The 18091-nt window shown below is 64.7% G+C and carries 14 protein-coding genes; 1 reads left to right on the top strand and 13 read right to left on the bottom strand.

Annotation, left to right across the window (positions count from 1 at the left end):
• Positions 1 to 19: 19 nt before the first annotated feature.
• The 12 genes from brxL to IPN92_15710 all read right to left on the bottom strand — a co-directional run bounded on the left by brxL (position 20) and on the right by IPN92_15710 (position 17004).
• On the bottom strand, positions 20 to 2059 hold the full coding sequence (gene brxL, locus IPN92_15765) for a protease Lon-related BREX system protein BrxL (protein MBK8639649.1): 2040 nt from the start codon (positions 2057 to 2059) through the stop codon (positions 20 to 22).
• Positions 2052 to 2432, bottom strand: coding sequence for a DUF86 domain-containing protein (locus IPN92_15760; GenBank protein MBK8639648.1), 381 nt, complete (start codon positions 2430 to 2432; stop codon positions 2052 to 2054). Before IPN92_15760 ends, brxL begins: the two co-directional genes overlap by 8 nt.
• Positions 2425 to 2715, bottom strand: a complete 291-nt coding sequence (locus tag IPN92_15755) for a nucleotidyltransferase family protein (GenBank protein MBK8639647.1) — start codon at positions 2713 to 2715, stop codon at positions 2425 to 2427. Before IPN92_15755 ends, IPN92_15760 begins: the two co-directional genes overlap by 8 nt.
• Before the next feature lie 106 nt (positions 2716 to 2821).
• Positions 2822 to 5350: a PglZ domain-containing protein gene (locus IPN92_15750; GenBank protein MBK8639646.1), complete on the bottom strand. Its 2529-nt coding sequence runs from the start codon at positions 5348 to 5350 to the stop codon at positions 2822 to 2824.
• Between the two features lie 44 nt (positions 5351 to 5394).
• The gene (locus IPN92_15745; GenBank protein ID MBK8639645.1) at positions 5395 to 5871 is read right to left on the bottom strand and encodes a DUF3368 domain-containing protein; all 477 of its coding nucleotides are present in this window, start codon (positions 5869 to 5871) and stop codon (positions 5395 to 5397) included.
• Positions 5864 to 6127: a UPF0175 family protein gene (locus tag IPN92_15740; protein ID MBK8639644.1), complete on the bottom strand. Its 264-nt coding sequence runs from the start codon at positions 6125 to 6127 to the stop codon at positions 5864 to 5866. Before IPN92_15740 ends, IPN92_15745 begins: the two co-directional genes overlap by 8 nt.
• Positions 6128 to 6150: 23 nt before the next feature.
• A complete protein-coding gene (gene pglX, locus IPN92_15735) occupies positions 6151 to 10671 on the bottom strand; it encodes a BREX-1 system adenine-specific DNA-methyltransferase PglX (protein MBK8639643.1) in 4521 nt (1506 codons plus the stop codon).
• A 227-nt stretch (positions 10672 to 10898) separates the two neighbouring features.
• Entirely contained in the window at positions 10899 to 11339 is a 441-nt protein-coding gene (locus tag IPN92_15730) for a hypothetical protein (protein ID MBK8639642.1), read from the bottom strand.
• Positions 11340 to 11528: 189 nt separating this feature from the next.
• Positions 11529 to 15065: a BREX system P-loop protein BrxC gene (gene brxC, locus IPN92_15725; protein ID MBK8639641.1), complete on the bottom strand. Its 3537-nt coding sequence runs from the start codon at positions 15063 to 15065 to the stop codon at positions 11529 to 11531.
• Between the two features lie 9 nt (positions 15066 to 15074).
• On the bottom strand, positions 15075 to 15653 hold the full coding sequence (locus IPN92_15720) for a DUF1788 domain-containing protein (GenBank protein MBK8639640.1): 579 nt from the start codon (positions 15651 to 15653) through the stop codon (positions 15075 to 15077).
• Entirely contained in the window at positions 15653 to 16408 is a 756-nt protein-coding gene (locus tag IPN92_15715) for a DUF1819 family protein (protein ID MBK8639639.1), read from the bottom strand. The genes IPN92_15720 and IPN92_15715 overlap by 1 nt, the downstream gene beginning before the upstream one ends.
• Before the next feature lie 2 nt (positions 16409 to 16410).
• A complete protein-coding gene (locus IPN92_15710; GenBank protein ID MBK8639638.1) occupies positions 16411 to 17004 on the bottom strand; it encodes a BrxE family protein in 594 nt (197 codons plus the stop codon).
• 190 nt (positions 17005 to 17194) lie between these two features.
• On the opposite strand from IPN92_15710, the gene IPN92_15705 reads away from it, so the two are divergent.
• Positions 17195 to 17602, top strand: a complete 408-nt coding sequence (locus IPN92_15705) for an SseB family protein (GenBank protein MBK8639637.1) — start codon at positions 17195 to 17197, stop codon at positions 17600 to 17602.
• Between the two features lie 6 nt (positions 17603 to 17608).
• Here IPN92_15705 and IPN92_15700 read toward each other — a convergent pair whose 3' ends face one another.
• A complete protein-coding gene (locus IPN92_15700; protein MBK8639636.1) occupies positions 17609 to 18067 on the bottom strand; it encodes a response regulator in 459 nt (152 codons plus the stop codon).
• Positions 18068 to 18091: the final 24 nt, after the last annotated feature.

The following is an 18091-nucleotide window of genomic DNA, read 5'->3' as shown; positions in this document are numbered from 1 at the left end:
CCGAACGCTCGACACCGGGTCACGTCAGCCCCAGCGCCTTGAATGCCGCCTGGCGCATATCGCCGAAGAAGATCGGGTCAACCTGCTCCAGCACATCCGCGTTCACGTCCAGGAACTGCCGTTTGTTCTCGATCGGGATCAGTGCCCGCTTGCCGCCATTGTCCATGGCAACCTGGAGGGGCTCGGTGAGGGAACGCACCGGCTTGATGTTGCCCTGAATGCTCAAGTCGCCAAGCACCAGCAGCGCGGGCTGAGGTGGGGCCTTGCGCAATGCCGAATAGGCGGCAACGAAGAAGGCAACGCCTATCTCCGCCTCGACCCGATTGCCCAGTAAATCGATGACCTGGACGTGAAAATCCGAGGTGTCGAGTTCCCGGGGCACCCCAAAGGGGGTCTTGTTGGCCGACAGGTAACTGAAGGCCCGGTTCACCGACTCCTTCATCGCCCCACTCACCCCACCGGCGGGCTTGAGCTTGCCGGTGCCCGATGACAGCGAAACCTCGACCCGATAGAGCCCCACGGTGCCGTCTCCACTCACGGATGCCGTGTAAACCGTCCCCGGAGGTAGGGGATCCGGGGAGATCAAGCCGCGGCCACCCTGCTCGGCCACGCCGACAAACTTCTCCTCCCCGGTGTCGTTGACCAGATAGCTGAAGGAGGTCTGGTAATACTCGAAGGAGCCCATCTTCTTGAGCTGCTCCTTGACCCGGCGGCGCCCCTCCAGGGCCAACTCCAGCAGCTCGGCGAGGTCCTCCAGGGAGACCTGCCCGTGCGGATGCAGAATCTTCACCAGTCCCGATACGGTGCGACGCACGGCCTTGCGGTCCCGGGCGTTCAGGTGGGCCCCGAGAGAGAAGTAATGGTCGATGATCTCGGTAAAGTTGTGCTTGCGCAGCTCCCGCAGCGCCTCGGCCAGGTAGTCGATGACGAAGCCGTAATGGTCGGTGAAGTGCTCGTTACGCATCTTCGGCACTTCCCAGCCCGGCAGGTAGAAGTGCAGCCGGTCGATGAAGGCCATGTCGTCGCGGATCACCTCCGGCATAGGGGCGAACAGGTGTCCCGTCTGCACCATGACGTCGATCGGTTGCTGGGTGTTGCCGAACATGGCGATGCTGGCATACCCCGCCATGGCCTCCTGGCCACGCTGGAATTGTCCGGACTCGCAGAAGGTCTTGAGCGTCGTGATGACCTCCTTGGGCATCTTCTGCAGATCGGCCACCTCGTCGAAGCCGACCACGTCCCAGATCATCAGCATGCCTTTCTGCTTGCCATTCATGTGACCGAACAGATTCGCCACCGTCGTCGGGCCAGTGAGCAGAGCGGCGTAGGGCGAAAGCTCCTGGACCGCGTAGCTCTTGCCGGTGCCGCGCGGACCCAACTCCACCAGGTTGTAATTGCGCTCGCACAGCGGAATCAGTCGGCACAGGAACAAGAGCTTAGTCCGCCGCTCCATCACCCTCGGCTCGTACCCCATGCTGCGCATCATGAGATCCAGCCACTCATTGGTGCTGAACTCAGCGCGCAGCCGCCGGTACTCCTCCAGGTCAAAGCTCGCAAGCTGAATGGGCGTGAGCTTGTCGATCCAGAAGGGATACTTGCCTTTGGTCTCCTCGTCGTACTCAAAGCGCATGTCCACCTGCGCCCAGATGCCGCCGGTCAGGAGTCGGTCGAAGTCCCGCACGTACTGGTCGGGAATGTGCACATGGATGTGACCGAAGTTGATGACCTCCGCCCAGTATTGGGAGTCCACCAGGCGGACCTTCACCTTATCGATGAAGGTGTGGCGACCCTTCTCCTTAACCTTGCTCTGGGCCTTGGTGGCTTCGTCCGGGCGGATGTAGTTGTCCGCCAGGGTATCGTTGACCACCTGCATGCCCATCTGGATGGCCATCGCGTCCGACGAGGCGCAATACCTGCCGAGCAGGTACTCCAGGACGAAGACCGGCACGTTGGCACCGACCTTGACCTTACGCACCAGGTCCTTGCGGACCACCTTGCCGGCGAAAATCCGGTTGGCCTTGTCGTCGAGCGCATCTCTGGAGGTGATGGAATCATTCATGGTCGCTGGAATTCCCGGTCGCCCTGGTGGTCTGCACCGCATCGCGCAAGGCGCGTAACTTGGGCAGGAGTGCCGGAACGTCCTGCTGGACGACGCTCCAAAGGGTATCGTTGTCGATGCCAAGGTATCCGTGGACCAACCGATTGCGCATGGCGATCACCAGGCGCCAAGGGATGTCCGGGTTTGCCATGCGGACCTCCCGCGGCAGGTGGGTAGCTGCCTCGCCGATCAACTCCAGATTGCGTAGGGTCGCATCGTAGCGCAGCCGATCCGCGACCAGGCCGGCCTGATCCAAACCCTGGGTGTAGGCGAGGACATGCTCGGCAAAATCAACCATGTCATCGATATAGAAACGCCACTCCCGGTCAGACACGAACCGCCTCCCGTTCCACATGGGGCTTCAGTTCCGTCCGCAATGCCTTGTCGGTGACAAGATCAACGGGACAGCCCAGCAAGTCCTCCAGATAAAACTGCACGCCGAAGTAGCGTTCCGAGGTAGCGGGGCCATCAAAGCCGATCAGGATGTCCACATCGCTGCCTTCATGGGCCATATCGCGGGCCGTCGAGCCGAATAGCGCAAGTTCGGTGACCCCGTACCGCCGCGCCAGTTCGGGTTTATGTTGGGCGAGCAGCCTCAGCGTAAGGGAACGGTTTATCATTCTTGCCATAACGGACACTCTGATTGCGATTATTCGACAGGGGGTCGAGCTTCGATTGTCTTTGACTTTCTGTTCGGCATCCCGTCCTCGGAACCCCACCCTCTCAAATTCCCAGTTTCACCGGCAGTTCCTCGGACTCGACGAGGACGCTATCCGTGCGCGCATCCAGGACCATGACGCGCAACGAGGCGCAGGCATCGTGGGTCAGCATCATGCCCAGACTTGCCTCGGCCCCCAGGGCCAGGGTCAGGGTGCCCTTGGCGCGGTCGAAATCACCACCGACGGCCAGCCCCGCGCGACCCACCTCCTCCGCGCCGGCCATGAGCACCAGCCGCAGCACCAGGGGTTCGGTGGCCAGCAGATCGCCCAGGGTGGCTAGTTTGAGGCCGAAGGTGCGATTGGTCACCACGGCCGGATAACCCTCGATCCGGACCTGGGCGCGGGCCGCCGCGGCCGGCTTGCCTGCCGCCAGACGCAGGCTGATCACCGGGATCAGCAATTCCTGAAGGCTGAAGCCGCCATGGTGATAGCTCAAGCTCCCGCCCGCCTTGAACACCCCAAGCCCGGTCGGGAAGACAAAATCCAAAGCCGTCTGGTAACCCAGCTCCGCGCCGGTCAGCCGCACGGCACCGGCCGGGGTGCTACCGCCGTGCCCGACCCAGCAGCGGCGGTGCAGATCGAGGGTTGCCCCACCGGGATGGTCCGTCTTCATGTCGTCCTCCTTGCGGATGGCGTACTGGTGACCGTGGTCGGCGGTGATGACAAAGTGCTCGATACCGGCGGCGGCGAGCTTACGCACCGCCCGCGCCAGATTACCGATGACGGTGTCCATCACCTGGCGGGCCAGCAGGTCGCTATCGGTCTCGCCCACGGCATCGATCTCCTGGGAGCGGATCACGACCAGCGAGGCGGCGCCGATCTCCTTTCCCACCTTCGCCGGGGATTGGCCGAGCAGCTTGCCCAGGGTCATCTCCACGGCATCGGGCACCTTGGTCTTCAGGAACCGCATGCGCTCCCCGGAGTCCTTCATGTCCGTCCCCTCGATGCGCGCCGCCAGCTTGCCCCGGCTGTCCACCAGGTCGAAGCTGGACGAGGCCCCGGGCAGCAGGGCCGCCATGCCCACGGGGGTGATCGACGGCAAGGCCGCCACGGCCGCCCGCACCCGCGGGTCTTTGGCACCCTCGATCTGGCGCGCCAGTTCCACACCCATCTCGTAGCGCAGCGCATCGACCAAGAACCAGGCGACCCGCCCGCCCATCTTCTGGACCACCTCCGGATAGATGCGCGTCTGGTGCAACGCCCCGGCCACCAGCCAATTGGACGCCGCGAGGGCCTTGGCAAAACCTTCCGCCATGGCCCGCAGCAGGTGCTCATGCTCCTGGCGGACAACCGCCAACGCCTGTTCCGCCTCCGGTTCATCGTCCATTTTGGCGACCCAGGTCTCCAGGCGCCGCTGCAGGCCATCGGCCCGGTGCCAACCGTCCTCGGCCGTATAGGCGGCCAACCACCGGGCGGAATCGGTCCCCATCCGGCCCAGCCCCGCGCGCACCCGCACCAGTTCCAGCCCCAGTTCCGCCATCAGCCGGCAGGCCTCCCACTGGGTCTGGCGGCGCCAGGCGCGGTCAACCCAGAAGCTGCGACCGCGGGCAATGACGATGGCCAGCGCCCCGGCGTAATCCTTGCCGGCGATCAAGGCCGCGGTATGAGCCAGCAGTCGCTCCTCCTCAAAACGGAAGGTATCGATAGACCCCAGGCAGGCGGCCTCCAGCGCGGCCCCCGCCAGCCCCAGGTCCTGCTCCACCGCATCGGCCAGGCCCGCGTAGGCATCGGGATAAAGGCTGCGCAGCCCCGCCGCCACCTCGCGGATGCGCCCGGCCTGGTCTTTGTTGGGTGGACCGGGCACCCTGCCCACCGCCAAGGGTGGCGCGCAGGAGAGATCGGCTCGGAATTCGTTGACCAGGATATAGCGACAGGTTCGCTCCCGCGCCTTGGCGAGGGTCGTATCCTCGGGAAGCTCCAGACCCAAGCGCACCCGAATCAGCTTGAGCAACTCGGGCAGGGCCTCCTTCGCCACCAGAGTTCCATCCCGGGCGTCGGACGCCAGCCATTGGGTGACGAGCGCCTCGCCCTGGGCGCCGCCAAACAGGGCGTGCAACACCGAGGCCTCCTGCCCGACCTGACCCAGGAAGGCGACGATGTCGTCATAGGTTAGGGCCGCCGGCCGCAGCATCCCGTCGATCTGCCCATCGGTGAACCGCTGGCGCAGCAGGTTCAGCGCCAGACGCTTGAGTTGCGGCTCATAGCAGACCCCGCCCCGCTCCAGCTCCATCAGCACCGAGCCCCCGCGGTCCCTGGCCAGGCCCGGCAGATACAGGAGCAGCGGTGCCGGCTGGTCCGCCGCCACGATCGGCTCGACGGCCGCGCGCAGACCGAAGAAGCTGCCCTCATAGCGGGCGAGAAAGGCGGAGCAGGAACCCATCGCCACCCGTGGCAGGGGCTCGCCGGCGAGCAGCTCCAGTTCCCGGTCGAAAAAGGGCCTGAACTCGTTGCGCGGGTCGTAGAAGACGACCACGGAGTGCTTGCGCAGCAGGTCATCCAGGCGCTCGCGGAGATAGTCGTGGAAGGGGTGCATGGGGTTCAGAGTTCGGGGCTTGGGGCTTGGGGCTTGGGTAAGGGTCACTCGCCCAAGGCTTCGAGAAAGCGAATTACCAGGTCCGGGTGATAGCGGATGCCCGTCCGAAGGGCGCGGTCGAGATACGGCCTCACCTCTGGAATGATCCCTTCCTGTTTCGCTTTGCCCAAGAGCCCAAGGGCTCCGGTCACTTTGAGACCAACCGCACGGGCCATGCGTCTCCCCTTCAATTCATCGATGCAGACCTGTCCGATCCCTTCGTCAATCGCGAGCTGAATGACCGCCGCCTCACCCGCATCCAGCACTGAGGTCACCAGGGTAGGCAACGGCGACTGCAATCGCTGATAGCAGAGCCAGACCGGACGGACCGGGGGATAGCCCGCGCCCGCCCCAACATCGAGCTCGCGGCGGACCTCCTCTGGCGAAACAAAGACAAGGTCGAGCTTGCCCGGGATCTCCAGGGCCTTCATGCGCATCAGCGCGATCAGCGGTCCCGTATTGATGACGATGCGCTTATCCATGGAGGGCAAAGTCGATCTCCAGCTCGGCATCGTCCGGCCGAAGATTGCTCATAGGCACGCCAACACGTGCAAGCGAGTACAGGAACTCAACCCGCCCCTTGCCGCAGAGCTTCGCGGCCTGCCCGGAAGACAGCTTGCCCTGTTCGTAGAGCTTGGCAGCCAGGAGGAATCGGGCCTCCTCGGCAAATTCGTCCGGCGAGAGCGCGACATTGGCCAGCACGTCGTCGTCGTAGTCGATGATCATCTGATAGGGCATGGTCGGGGCTCCGGTTTGGTTCGTTAGCCGGCGGCGGCGAGATGGTAGCGCGTGCCACGGGCGGCGCCGGTCTTGGTGACTGTGCCCTCGGTCAGGAGGGCGTTGATGGCGAGGCTCCATTGGGCGTCGGTCAGGCCGGTGGCGGCGAGGACCTCGGTCTTGCCGATGCCGCCCTGACGGGAGGCGAGGGCCTGCCTGACGGCATCGAGCACGGCCGGATCAGGGGCCGATGAGCCCCTGGCTGGTCGGGAGTCGGGACCAGGGTTGCCGGACCGAGGGGCGGTTGAAACACGGCGAGGGGGAGTGGGTCCCGATGATTTGCGGCCACCACCCCGCACAGCAACCGGCGCGGGGGCCGCCAGCAGGCTGTTCAGCGCGTCCTTCACCGCGGGGGAGGTGCGCTCCCCGACCAGCCGGTCGATCTCGGCCTGGGCAACCGTAGCCGGCCGCCATTTCCCCTTGTCGCCCTCCTGCCAGAAGACCGCTTCCAGCCCGTGGGCGATGGCCAGGCTGCGGTCCTTGGCGCACTTGGATACCACCCGCTCGGGCCAGAGGTGCATGGCGAGGTGGGCCCAGTCGTACTTGCCGGCGACCAGTTCGTCCCACTTCTCCTTTACGGCCTTCTGCCAGGGCGAGTGGCCGATCAGCCGCCAGAGAGGGCCGTAGTTGAGGATCACCCCGTCGTTCAGGTCGGGGTTCCACAGGGGCGCGACCCGGGCAAGCTCTTCCCGGAAGGTCCGCAGCTCGGCAACGAAGGACTCCTGGTCCGCCAGGGCCGCGCGCTCCGCGGCCCCCGGGTTGCCGCCGGCATCGGCGGTCAGGCGCTGCAGCTTGCGCTCTTCGTAGTTGACCTTCTCCTGCACCTGCTCCAGCGCCCGGTACAGAGTGTCCTTGCTGAAGCGGTGATAGTAGAGCCACAGGGTGTAGCGCCCGCCGGGGCTCGTGAGCGGCCAGTAGATCGGGGCCTGGCGGCGGCTCTTGGAGTAGCGTTTCAGGTGGTCGGCAAAGAAGCCGGCGGGCCGGCGGAACCAGTCGCGCAGGGTCGGCACGCCGAGCAGAGCGCAGGCTTCCTGTTGGATGGCGTCGGTTCGGTCGCCCCAGATGACGGTGAGGGCGGCGTGGACGTGGCGTTCGATGTCGAGTGGATGCTCCGGGTCGTCCACCAGGATGCCGTACCAAACGATGTCGAGCGGGTAACGACCCTCGGCCCGCAGTCGGCGGCCTGCTTCGGGCGATAGTGGCAGGCCATCGTCGCCTTGGAGCATTCCGGGTGGGCAGACGGGGAGAGGGTCAAATGGGTCCTGCAACTCCGGTGACGGCCGCTCGCCAGTGGCATATCTGATGTCCCAACGGGCAAATACGGAGCCAAGTGAGTAGTCGAAAAACTCAGCACAAAGCATTCTGTCATCCCTCCCTGATAACAAATCATCTCCGTCGTCTGAATCGTCCTCACTTCTCGCGCATACAACATCATGGGCAGCAATGGCGGCAGTCGGTGGAGTAGCCGTATTCACGTCTTGTTCGGTCAGACCGAAAACCTGCCGAGCAAATACTTCTAGTTCACCCTCAATCCGACTTAGTTCCAAGAGCAACCGATACTTTGAGGATTCAAGTGCCTGGCGCACCAAGGAGATGGATGACGCAGCGAAGTCTGCAGGCACCGGCGCGACGAAAAAATGGTCGAGCAGATTTGTTCGGGCAGCACCACTGGCAATCTGATATCCGTCTCGTGCAAGTCGAGCGAGTGTCCCGTCCTCCGCATCCAACTCCGGGACTGGCATTCGCTGCAAGTATCCGACCTCCATCTTCCGAACCGGCGCACACATTGTGAAAAGGGCGCGGATAGACCGCGTGTTAAGGAGACCAAGATAGCTCCATAACGTTCGTACATCGGCGCTGGGGAAGAACACTGCATTTGATCCATCGGAAAAAATTGTACCGGCGGGAAGACAGGCTGGTGACAGACGACGGACCCGACGCCCAAATGTAAGACCAGCACGAAAATAGAATCCCTGAGATTGAATCTTTCGTGACGCACTTCCGACCTTTTGCTCGACGAACGATTTCACCTCTTTCCCATTAGCGGTGTAACGTACGACAAGTGGGATTGGAGACCAGAAGGGCGTCGCACTACCGCCTTTTGCATAAGGAACGTGTGCAGTCGTCTTTGCCGTCTCGGCTGCCGTATGCGCAATCGTCGATGCGGCAACCTCCCACCAGCACCGAATGAACCGAAAATCGTCCAATGTACCCATGCCGCAACGCACATTTCGATTCTCGGATTCAAACGCAGGAAACCGAGAAAAAATGGCCTGCACCGGCCGAGTCGGCCAGTAACAAAAAGGTGATCCCGGAAAATGCTTAAAGGAGTCCGTCTCGACAAGAAAAGCACGCTCAGATGACTCACCGCTAATGAGCTGGTTGATTGAAGCTTCAAGTTCAACCTCCTTATTCACTTCAGTGAGTAACTGGAAGCAGCACATTTCGCGCGGCGCCGCAGACTCCAAAACATACGCCGCTGTTTCGACTGTTGCGTGATCTAACACGCCATATCCTAAATCAGCAAGAAGAAGTGGAGTACCGCGCCCCAGAAGGATTTTCTTTCTCCAGGCCTGAAACGAAATGTTGAAGAAGCCGAGTCGTGACGTGATTGCCCCTATTCGTCCGCCTTTCACTAGACGAGACAGCCATCGCTCAACGAAAGCGGCATACAGGTCGTTTTTGGTGTCAGGGTACGCAATTAAAAAGTATTGCGTGGCAGAAAGAGCCGCTTCGCCGAACGGCGGATTCATCACCACCAAGTCGTAGCGCTTGCGACAGAGGTCAATAAACGCGAACCCCTGCGCCGCGTCGTCGGCAAAAAGGCGGCGCCGGAATCCGCTACCGCTTTCGGCCTGCTCGGCGTAGGCCTTGAGAGCGGCGTAAATCCGCTGCTCGGCCGCTTGCCAGAATTGCTCGTGCGTCAGCCCGCGCAGGTCGAGCTTGGCCTGCTCGGGCGGTTTCTCGCCGGGGAAGAGCGGGATCTGCCGGGGCTCGGACTGCCGCCGCGCAAGTGCGCTGGCCTCGGCGATGGCACCGCGAATCTCCTCCTCGATGCGCAGCAGAGAGCCGGCCTCGCCGGCGAGGGTCATGTGGTCGAAGACCTTTTCCAGCAGGAAGATAAAGGCGGGCCGCTCAACCACCGGAAACTGCTGCTCGACGAATTCGCGGAGCAGCTCCTTTTCCCCCGGCATGGGCTCGGCGCAGACGATATTGGACCGGGTAATGCGGGGCCGGTCGGCGGGCTTGACGCCGGCCTGGTGCCAGGCGCGCTGGGCGCGCAGCCAAAGCGAGAGCCCGGCAATCTGCACGGCGCGCGGGTCGATGTCGATGCCGTGGAGGTTGTGCTCGATGATGAGGCGCGGGACCCCGCGGAGGAAGGCCGCCTTGTCAGTAAAGGCACCGGCGAAGGTGACGAAGGGCGCGAAGGTGTCGGCGGCCTGCGCCAAGCCGTCCGGGCCTTGGGCGATATCCCAGGCCTCGGCGTAGATGACCTCCAAGAGATCAGTGGCGTAGAGGCCGAAGTGCATGGAGCCGCACGCCGGGTCGAGCAGCCGGATGTCGCGCGGGTCTTTGAGCGGACGGTGCGGGATCTGGACGGGTTGGCGCAGCAGTTCCTCCTGCGAGAGATGTTCCCCGGCCGGCGCCTCGCTGCCGGCGGCGCGCTCCGGAGCGGCCTCGCCGGGTTTCAGGAAAATCTCCGTTGGCCGGCGGACGAGGTAGCGGCAGCGATCGCGCAGGGCCGTTGCGCCGCGGGTCATCTCGTACCAGAGGCGGCCGAGGGTGTTGTCGGTGAGGAATTCGACGACGTAGCGCGGGGTGAAGAACTGGTTGCGGACGGCCAGCTCGCGGCTGTTGCGGGGCGCGGCGGAGGCCTCGCGCATCTGCTTCCGCTCGGCCTCGTCGTTGTAATACTGGTAAACCCAGCCGATGGTTTCGTCCTCGCCCCAGATGCCGGCCAGGTCCGGGGCGTTCAGCACCGTCAGGAGTCCATCGAGGGTGATCCGTTTCGGCCAAAGGAGTGAGCTGGCGTCACGGCGGTTGAAGAGCACCCGCAGATGGACGGACAACTCGTCGAAGAGCGATTCGAGGTAGAGCCGGTAACCGCGGTCCGGAAGCTGAACCAGCCCCGGCGCGAGTCCGCCGAATTCCCGGAACCCCGCTGACTGCTCGCCCCGCGAGAGACACTCCTGCACCAGACCGCGCGCCTCGGCCAGCTTGAGCGCCACGAAACGGTTCAGGGTGGTGAAGGCGGCCTCCCGCCGATAACTGGCCACCGCCTCGGCCGCAGTCTGGCCGCTGGCCCGAAAATGCTCCACGGCGGCTACCAGCTTGGTCCGCACAATCCGCTGTGCCGCGTCCAGATGGCTCCCGGGCTCGCCCGCCAGGGTGCCGTCCGGGCGAATGTCGAAGACACCCGATAACTGGTTTTCGAAATCCTGCTCAAGCAGCCCGCGAGCGGCATGGGTGGCCTTCTGGATGCGGTTGCGGGTTTCTTTATCCATTTTTCACGGTCTGGGCAGAATCGTAATTAGGCTCATAAACAAACCCGCGACCGTTGGGACCCGCCGCCCGGACCCGGTTCGGGTCAACCCAAGCGCGCCGTCGAGTTCAGTGTCGTCGCAACCGAGCATGAGGGTGCCTATTGCACCAGAATCTGCTTGCCAGGCGCGATATGTTGCAGGCATTGCTCCTTGATCCCGTCGAGAGCCTGAGTTGGTATCGAGCGCAATCATTCGCGTTGCCCGGCCTCCCAGTCGATCGCCTCGCGCATCTGTTGCAGCGTCAAGGGACGACCTTGGTAGACCGATGGCGCATCGGGCGACTCGAAGTCAGTGGCCGGAAAGGCGGCGTCCACGCCATATCCCAGTTCGGCGAAGATCATCGGTTGGGCCAGCCCCAGCACCACCTCCTCGGCAAACAACCGGCACCCTAGCCGGTCGCTGCCCTCGGCCTGCTCGGCATAGTCCCGCAGCGCGGGCTCGACCGCGGTTACCAGCCTGGTCCGCGTAATCCGCTGCGCCGCGTCCAGATGGCTCCCGGGCTCGGCCGCCAGGGCGCCGTCCGGGCGAATGTCGAAGACACCCGATAACTGGTTGTCGAAATCCTGCTCAAGCAGCCCGCGAGCGGCCTGGGTGGCACGTTGGATGCGGTTTCTGGTGTCTTTGTCCATGGGTTCAGGGTTCGGGGTTCAGTTGATCGCGGTCGGGATGGAAATCCTAAGTCTCTGTTACGATTGGTCACCGCGCGGAAATACGCGCGCGCGAAAAATATTCGCGCGCGCTCATATTTTTGCCGCGCGCTCGTAATAGCGACTGGCGAGGGTGCGCAGGTTAATGGACTCTCTCATGATATTCCCACCCTACTGCACCAATACCTTCTTGCCCGCCGCGATGTGCTCCAGGCACTGCTCCTTAAGCCCGTCGAGTGCCCGATCGAGCTGCTCCTCGTTCTCGATGCCGCCGGCGAAATAGCCCGCTGCCGAGACCTTGACCACCCGGTTACCGTCGATCAGGCGCATCAACTCCTCGATGGCCTTGTCGCGACGCACCGGACAGGCGTCGAGGTCCGCCCGGAGCTGGGGTATCGAGGCGCTGGTCGTCTTGGCGACGGCATAAGCCGCCAGCGGCTCGGCGATGCGGTCGCGTTGATCCGCGCCAACCTCTTCCCAGCCGGGCGTGCCGCTTAGTCGTTGGAGGGCGTCCGCGTAAGCCTGGGTTCGGGCATCGAGCGCCTGGCGCAGGCGGGCCTGGTGGGCGGTCTCCAGGGCCTTGGTGTGCTGGTCGATGGCCGGCAACTCGCGGAAGAAGGTCTCCCGGGCCAGCAGGTCCTTGAGCTGCTCGGCGTGGTCCCGGTCGCCGTCGCCCAGGTCGGGCTCCTGCTCCAGGAAGGGCCAGAGGTGATCGAGGGCGGTGCGCGCCCGGCCCAGGTCGTGGAGCGCGGGCGTCGTCAGGGCCTTGGCGAGTTCGGCCCCCCGCTTAATGGCCTCTTTCAGCGCCTGGTGGCAGGCGGTAAAGGCCTTGAGCGTCTGGCAGTCGCGTTGGCGGCGGAAGCCCACGATGTTGTTCAGGGCGGCGGCCAGCACCTCGCTACCGGGTAGCCGCTGTTTGTCGAGTTGGGCGACCACCTCCCGCAGCCTTTCCTCGTAGCCGTCCGTGGTCTCGCGGATGGCCTGGGCGATGAGGTTTTCCTCGTACTCCTGGATCTCTTTCCCAAAGCAGGTCTTGTAGGCCTCGCCCGCCTCGATGTAGTCCGCGAACTCGCAATCGGTGGTGCGGGGGCGAAAGGAGGCCTGGCGGAACAGGTTGTTATTGCTGAAGGTGGTGCGCGCGTCGAGGGACAGGGCGGAGTCGATGACCTGCCCCTTGCTGGTCGCCTCGATCTTGCCGGCGCGCAGGAGGGCGACGACCAGGAGCCGAACGGTGTCGAACTCCCAGCCGAAGGGTTCCCTGGCGAACTCGTCGGTGAGCCAGCGACCACTGGCGGTCTCGCCATAGCTGGTACGGTTCTGGATGCGGGCCATGACCTCGGCGAGGACCCCGGTCTCCACCTCGAAGGCGGGTTTGCCGCCCTGGTCCCGCACCAGTCCGAGGTCCGCGTAGAGTGGTGTCAGTCCCCGCAGGTTCTCGGTGGTCAGAAGAAGGTCCAGGTCGTTCCTGGTGACCCGGGCGGCGGCCTCCGCGAAGCGGTCGAAGACCTCCGGCAGGGCCTGGGAGAGGACCTTGGCCGCACTGCGGGAGACATCGCTGGCGCCCTCGTCCGGGCTGCGGTCATTGCCGCGGAAGAAGAGGGTGCCGGTGAGCAGGGACTGTTTGACGAGGCGCCGGAGTTCCTCCTGATGGCGACGCTGGCGGATCTTCTCCTCGGCTACCAGGGCGCCTTCGTCCTTGGTCTGGGCGCCCCGCTCCCGGCGGGATAGGATCTCCCGGGAGCGATGGAGTTCCACCGTCTCGCGGTCCATGGCCTCATGGAGGGCAGCGACCCAGAAGACGGCCTGGGTCTCGGTCTGGCTGCGACGGCGGAAATCCTCCACCGCTTGATTGAACTCAGTCCCGGTCTCGGCCAGGGCCAGATGGAAGGGGATGTCCCCCTCCACCGCCAACCGCTCACTCAGGTAGAGCCCCGCCTTAAAGGGCTTGACGTCCAGCAGGTTGTGGGCGGGTTGGGGCTGCCAGAGGGCGGTGACGGCCTCGGCGTGCAGGCGGGCGCTGTCGCCGGGCTTGGGGACCAGACTCGAGCGCTGGCGTTCCCAGTCGTCCTCGGCCGGGGTGGGAATCCGGTAGCCGTCGTCGCCGCGGCGGACCATGAGCCCTTTCTCCAGGGCATCGAGGGCCTGGCGGACCTCGGCCAGACGGGAGTCGGCATGGATGGCCGGGTGCAGGGCGGCGGCGATGTTCTCGGCCGTCCGGTGAACGCTGCGCACGTACTGCAGGAGGCAGATGACCTTGGCGACGGACTGGGCTAACGGGTGGGCGATCTTGGTACCGATATCCGCGATCTTGGCGCGAATCTCGCTGCCGATGTTGCCGGAGACCAGGTCGTAGATCTGGTCCACGCGGGCCAGGGTGCCGAGGGGCTGGCTGGCCAGGTCCACCTCCGGGTGGATGAGCAATTGCTGGGCGAGCTTGATGATGGTGCGGTTGGCGCCGCCGACGTGCTTGCTCGCCCCGCCCTGAGTGCGCAGACCGGAGACGATCTGGATGATGAGGTCGATCTGATAGGGCAGCAGGGGGTAGAGGTCGATGAAGGATTCGGCCGTCAGCTCCGGCAATTTAATGTCCGCGGTGAGTCGGGTGTGGTCGGTCAATCGGCCGCGGTGTTCGGTGAAGCGCTCCCGCAGGGTCTTTTCGGCCTCGGCATTCTTCGCGAGCACCCGCTTGCTGGTAACCTCCGAGATGTCGGAAGGCTCCAGGTGGACCTGAAGTTCGGACGGGAAGCGGTCCATGAGGCGAGCGAGTTCGACCCGGCGGTCGTCCAGACCGCCCACCAGTTCGGTGAGCCGCTCCTGGGAGGTGACCAGGATCCACAGCTTGCCGCGCCCGACGCGCCCGAGGCTCTGTACGACCGCCTGGAGATCGAGCATCTTCTGCACGTCGCGGGCGACGAACTGGCCCACCTCGTCGATGACGAACAGGAGGTTCTTGCCGGGCCGCCGGCGGGACATGAGTTCCAGGCAGCGGGCCGCCAGATCGCCGGGGGTGATGTCGGCGCGTTTCATGGCCGATTCGCGCCAACTGTCAACCGTCGTGTAGGTGGCCGGGTCCAGGAGGTGCATGACGCGGCTCGCCGGCTGGACGGCGGTGGCGATCTTCCCCTTCTCGAAGTCCCAGTCTTTGTCGAAGACCTCCCGGTACTTGGCCTTGAAGGCGTCGAGGCGGCCGTCTTCCTCCAGGGTGATCTCCAGTTCGGAGAGATCCAGGTCCCGCGCATAGCCCAGGCGCTGCAGGAAGAGCCGGTACATGATCTCGGTAATGCTCTGATTGCCGGTGCGGATGCCGCGGTCGGTGGAGACATCGAAAATCACCGCCTCGGTGGGGATCCGCTCGGCGATGTTGGTCAGCAGGACCTGGGCCTTGGTGTCCTGACAGCGCCGGGCGAGCAGTTCCCCGGCCCCCTGTCCGAGAATGTCCCGGTTGGCGAGGGCCAGACCGAGGTACTTGGCGAAACCGGACTTGCCCGACCCGAAGAAGCCCGAGGTCCAGATGGCGATGCCCTCATTAGGCTTCCGCCAGGTGGTCAGGTAGTGGTCGAAGATCTTGAGAAAATGCGCGCGGATGGAGTCGGTGACGACGTATTCGGCCAGCTCGTCGCGAATGATGGCCTCGTCGGCTTGATCGACCTTGATGACCTCCTCGATGCGGCGGTCGATGTCATTGGCGAACAGCTGCTTGATGGTCATCGGGGAACCCTAAAAAATCTTCGGCCGGTAATTATGCTCCGCGTCCAGCACGCCCATGAACCGCAGCCCCGCGGCGCCGTCCAAGTCGCCCGGGTAGAAGAGAACGGCGGGGACCTGGACCTTGCCCTTGAGTTGTTCCAGCAGGGCAGAGGTGCGGTACATGGGAAAGAGCGCGCCAGCGCGCAGGATGAACACCAGGTCGCGCCGGGGGTCGGCGTCACGGGGGATGCGGCGGGCGACCAGCGCGTCCAGGGGTTGGTACTCGCTCAGGATCTGGAAGATGGTGTCGACCGTGACCTCCAGGCCCACCGCTTGCTCGGCGTCGATGAGGGCCTCGGGTCCCATGCCTTCCGCGGCCAGGGCCACGTCGAGGCATTCAGCCAGGGAGATGACCGTGACCCGTTTGCCCAACTGTTCCAGCCGGGTGCGCAACAGCGAGACCTGCTGGCGGACGCCAAATTCCTCCTCCGGCGGATAGCGGAAGATGGCATAGGGCATGTCGTGGTAGGCGCTGAGCTGCTGCCGGGGGTCCGGTTGTCTCAGCACCGGTTCGAGCTGCTGGGTGAGACGCTCCCGCCAATCGGACATCAGCACATCTCCTTCACGTAATCGGCCGCGGAGGCCGACGGCAGCTTGAGTTGGGCGAGGCTGCCGGCGACCTCGTAGTGCAGCTTGCGGAACTGGTGCAGGCGCAGCAGCTCGCGCTCCACATCGGCGGCGTCCATCAGGTACAGGCGCCAGTCCTCGGCGTCGATGAGGCGCCGGGCGTTCGCCTCGCGGTCCGTCATGGCGTGCAGCAGGTAGAGAAAGCTGTGTTCCGGTAGCGGGTAGGAGGCAAACTCCCGGGACTGGGTGCCCGTGAGGAGGCCGAAATCGACGGCGAGCCGCAAAAGGCCGGAAGCCACCCGCTGGGTCGTGGCCTCGCTCCAGTGGCCGGCGGACCAGGTGCGCAGATAGGGGAGGACCTCCTCGGCGCGCAGCCGGTAAGTGCCGGCGATGAACCGAGGGTAGAGCCAATTGACGAGGAAATCGCGGACGAGGAACTCGTTGCGGGTCAGGTGGTAGAGGAGCAGGGGTGTCCAAACCTCCCGGTCACAACCCGATTTGGCAAGCTCCACGAGGGGGCGGTCGCGACCCGCGGGGTCAAAGCGGCGGCTGATTGCCCAGGAGACATTCCGTGCCCAGGCGGCGCTCCCGGCGCCGATCGAGTTCTCCGCGCGGGCGCGCTGGAGATTCTCGGTCTTCGAACAGAGGTAGTCCCAACCGCGGAAGACCGCATAGGTCTCCTCGATCAGAGATCCCTTGATCGCCTGGCAGGAGGCAACCTTGAGGCGACCCTCCATGCTCAGTCCTCAAGCCGCGCGTAGGGGATCGCCGGGCTACCGCGCTCGCTCCTGGCGAAGCCGGCCGCCAGCAGCGTGATGATTTCATCGTTGGGCTGGAAGGTTCCCGACAGGGGGACGGACCGTCCCTCGGCGGAACGGCGCAGTTTGTTGACCGCCGCGACCTGGTCGGCATCGACGAGGTCCCACTCGGCAAGTTCCGCGAGCAGCTCTTGCCGACCCGCGGCCGCCAGCGCCTCGAACCAGGGCCGCCACCGCTCGCCCTGGTCCAGCCAGTCCCGCCAATGTTCCTCGAAACGATCCTCAACCGCCGCGGGGAGGTTCCAGAGGGTCATGCACCCCGGTGGGTCAAACAGCGCGTGGCACCGGCTGCGCGCGACGGCAAAGGCAATCCGGGCCTGGGCAAAGGGATGCGTCAAGGGAAAGCCGCGCTTGAGCGCCAGAGCCCCATGGCGGCCCAGGATGCCCCGGGTGTTCCACCAGCCCGCCGCGTCCATCTCCCCATGGCGGGCGACCGCCAGCCGAAGTTTGAACAGTCGCTCGTAATCAATGGCTAATGTCGCCGCCGTCACTTCCGATCCTCCCCCTCGCCGCATTAGGAACCCTGGATGACGGCCGCGCCCGTGCCCCCGAGGAGTCAATCTGACCCAGGCTTCCGGGGAAAGGACCATATCACCCCAGGCTGAGTATCGCAATTGCAGCCCGAAACTCTCCTGGAATGGCTTGAAGACAGGGCGGATGACCCCAGTTTTGCCCGACTACTCCCAGGCCCAGGAAGCCCTCTTCATGTCCCTCTTCTCCCCTCAGAACGACCTGGAACGCCAGCTCATCGCCGCCCAGGAGGGCCTGTTACCCGCCGAGGACTTCATCGCCACCCTGCTGGGCTCCGAGGTCTTCATGCCCATCTACGAGCGCCATCAAATTGGCGGCCTCCAGACGGATCGCGGAGCCGCCCTGCCTCTCAAGATCCAGACCGATACGGGCGAGGTGCTGGTGCTCTTTACCAGCCCCGAGCGGGCCAAGCACTTTGTGGGCGACTATCCCGGCTACGGCGGTGGCCTGGTCGTGGACTTCACCTGGATCCTGGAGAAGCTCGGCATCGGCTTCGCCATCAGCCTCAACCCCGGCGAAAGCTTTGGCATGGACTTCGAGGCCCAGGACCTGGAGCGGATGGCGCGGATGCGGGCCCATTGAGGGCCGCTATCCTGGTGGTCGTCCCCGGGTGAGAGGACCGGGGGAGACATGACGGCATGGCGCCCGGCGGCTTCGTGGGACGCCGCTCGGGTCAGGCCTGGCCCTGGGCGGAGCGGGAGGTTGATTACCGTCAGCCCCTCTTCCACCTGGCCCTGGCCACGGGGCTGGATAGTGATCGGCCCCGACCTCATAGCCCTTGATACGATTCCGGAAGGCATCGCGCGCCGTGACGAGGATGAAGCCGCAGCGCCAGGCCGCCGCGTGCCCCTCGGCGATCAGGTTCATGCCATCGCCGTCGGGCAGGCGGCGATCCAGGATGGCGATCTCGCAGGGCTGCTCGGCCTGGAGGGTACGAAACTCCCGTTTGCTTCCGGCCTCCCGCACCTCATGCCCCTGGCCGCGCAGAAACCCCGCCACCTCCTCGCGCAGCTCGCGACCGTCCTCAAGCAGGATGATGTTCGTCATGGTCCGCGCAGTTATCCCGACCGG

Source organism: Chromatiaceae bacterium, from assembly GCA_016714645.1.
GTDB lineage: Bacteria > Pseudomonadota > Gammaproteobacteria > Chromatiales > Chromatiaceae > M0108.
Note: the sequence above shows the minus strand (reverse complement) of the source record. Positions and strands in the feature narration are given on the sequence as shown.

What these genes read in the sequence shown, in the direction of transcription:
- brxL (MBK8639649.1), bottom strand. Translation starts at nt 2,059, where the DNA reads ATGAATGATTCCATCACCTCCAGAGATGCGCTCGACGACAAGGCCAAC.
- IPN92_15750 (MBK8639646.1), bottom strand. Translation starts at nt 5,350, where the DNA reads ATGCACCCCTTCCACGACTATCTCCGCGAGCGCCTGGATGACCTGCTG.
- IPN92_15745 (MBK8639645.1), bottom strand. Translation starts at nt 5,871, where the DNA reads ATGGATAAGCGCATCGTCATCAATACGGGACCGCTGATCGCGCTGATG.
- IPN92_15740 (MBK8639644.1), bottom strand. Translation starts at nt 6,127, where the DNA reads ATGCCCTATCAGATGATCATCGACTACGACGACGACGTGCTGGCCAAT.
- pglX (MBK8639643.1), bottom strand. Translation starts at nt 10,671, where the DNA reads ATGGATAAAGAAACCCGCAACCGCATCCAGAAGGCCACCCATGCCGCT.
- IPN92_15730 (MBK8639642.1), bottom strand. Translation starts at nt 11,339, where the DNA reads ATGGACAAAGACACCAGAAACCGCATCCAACGTGCCACCCAGGCCGCT.
- brxC (MBK8639641.1), bottom strand. Translation starts at nt 15,065, where the DNA reads ATGACCATCAAGCAGCTGTTCGCCAATGACATCGACCGCCGCATCGAG.
- IPN92_15720 (MBK8639640.1), bottom strand. Translation starts at nt 15,653, where the DNA reads ATGTCCGATTGGCGGGAGCGTCTCACCCAGCAGCTCGAACCGGTGCTG.
- IPN92_15715 (MBK8639639.1), bottom strand. Translation starts at nt 16,408, where the DNA reads ATGGAGGGTCGCCTCAAGGTTGCCTCCTGCCAGGCGATCAAGGGATCT.
- IPN92_15710 (MBK8639638.1), bottom strand. Translation starts at nt 17,004, where the DNA reads ATGCGGCGAGGGGGAGGATCGGAAGTGACGGCGGCGACATTAGCCATT.
- IPN92_15705 (MBK8639637.1), top strand. Translation starts at nt 17,195, where the DNA reads ATGTCCCTCTTCTCCCCTCAGAACGACCTGGAACGCCAGCTCATCGCC.
- IPN92_15700 (MBK8639636.1), bottom strand. Translation starts at nt 18,067, where the DNA reads ATGACGAACATCATCCTGCTTGAGGACGGTCGCGAGCTGCGCGAGGAG.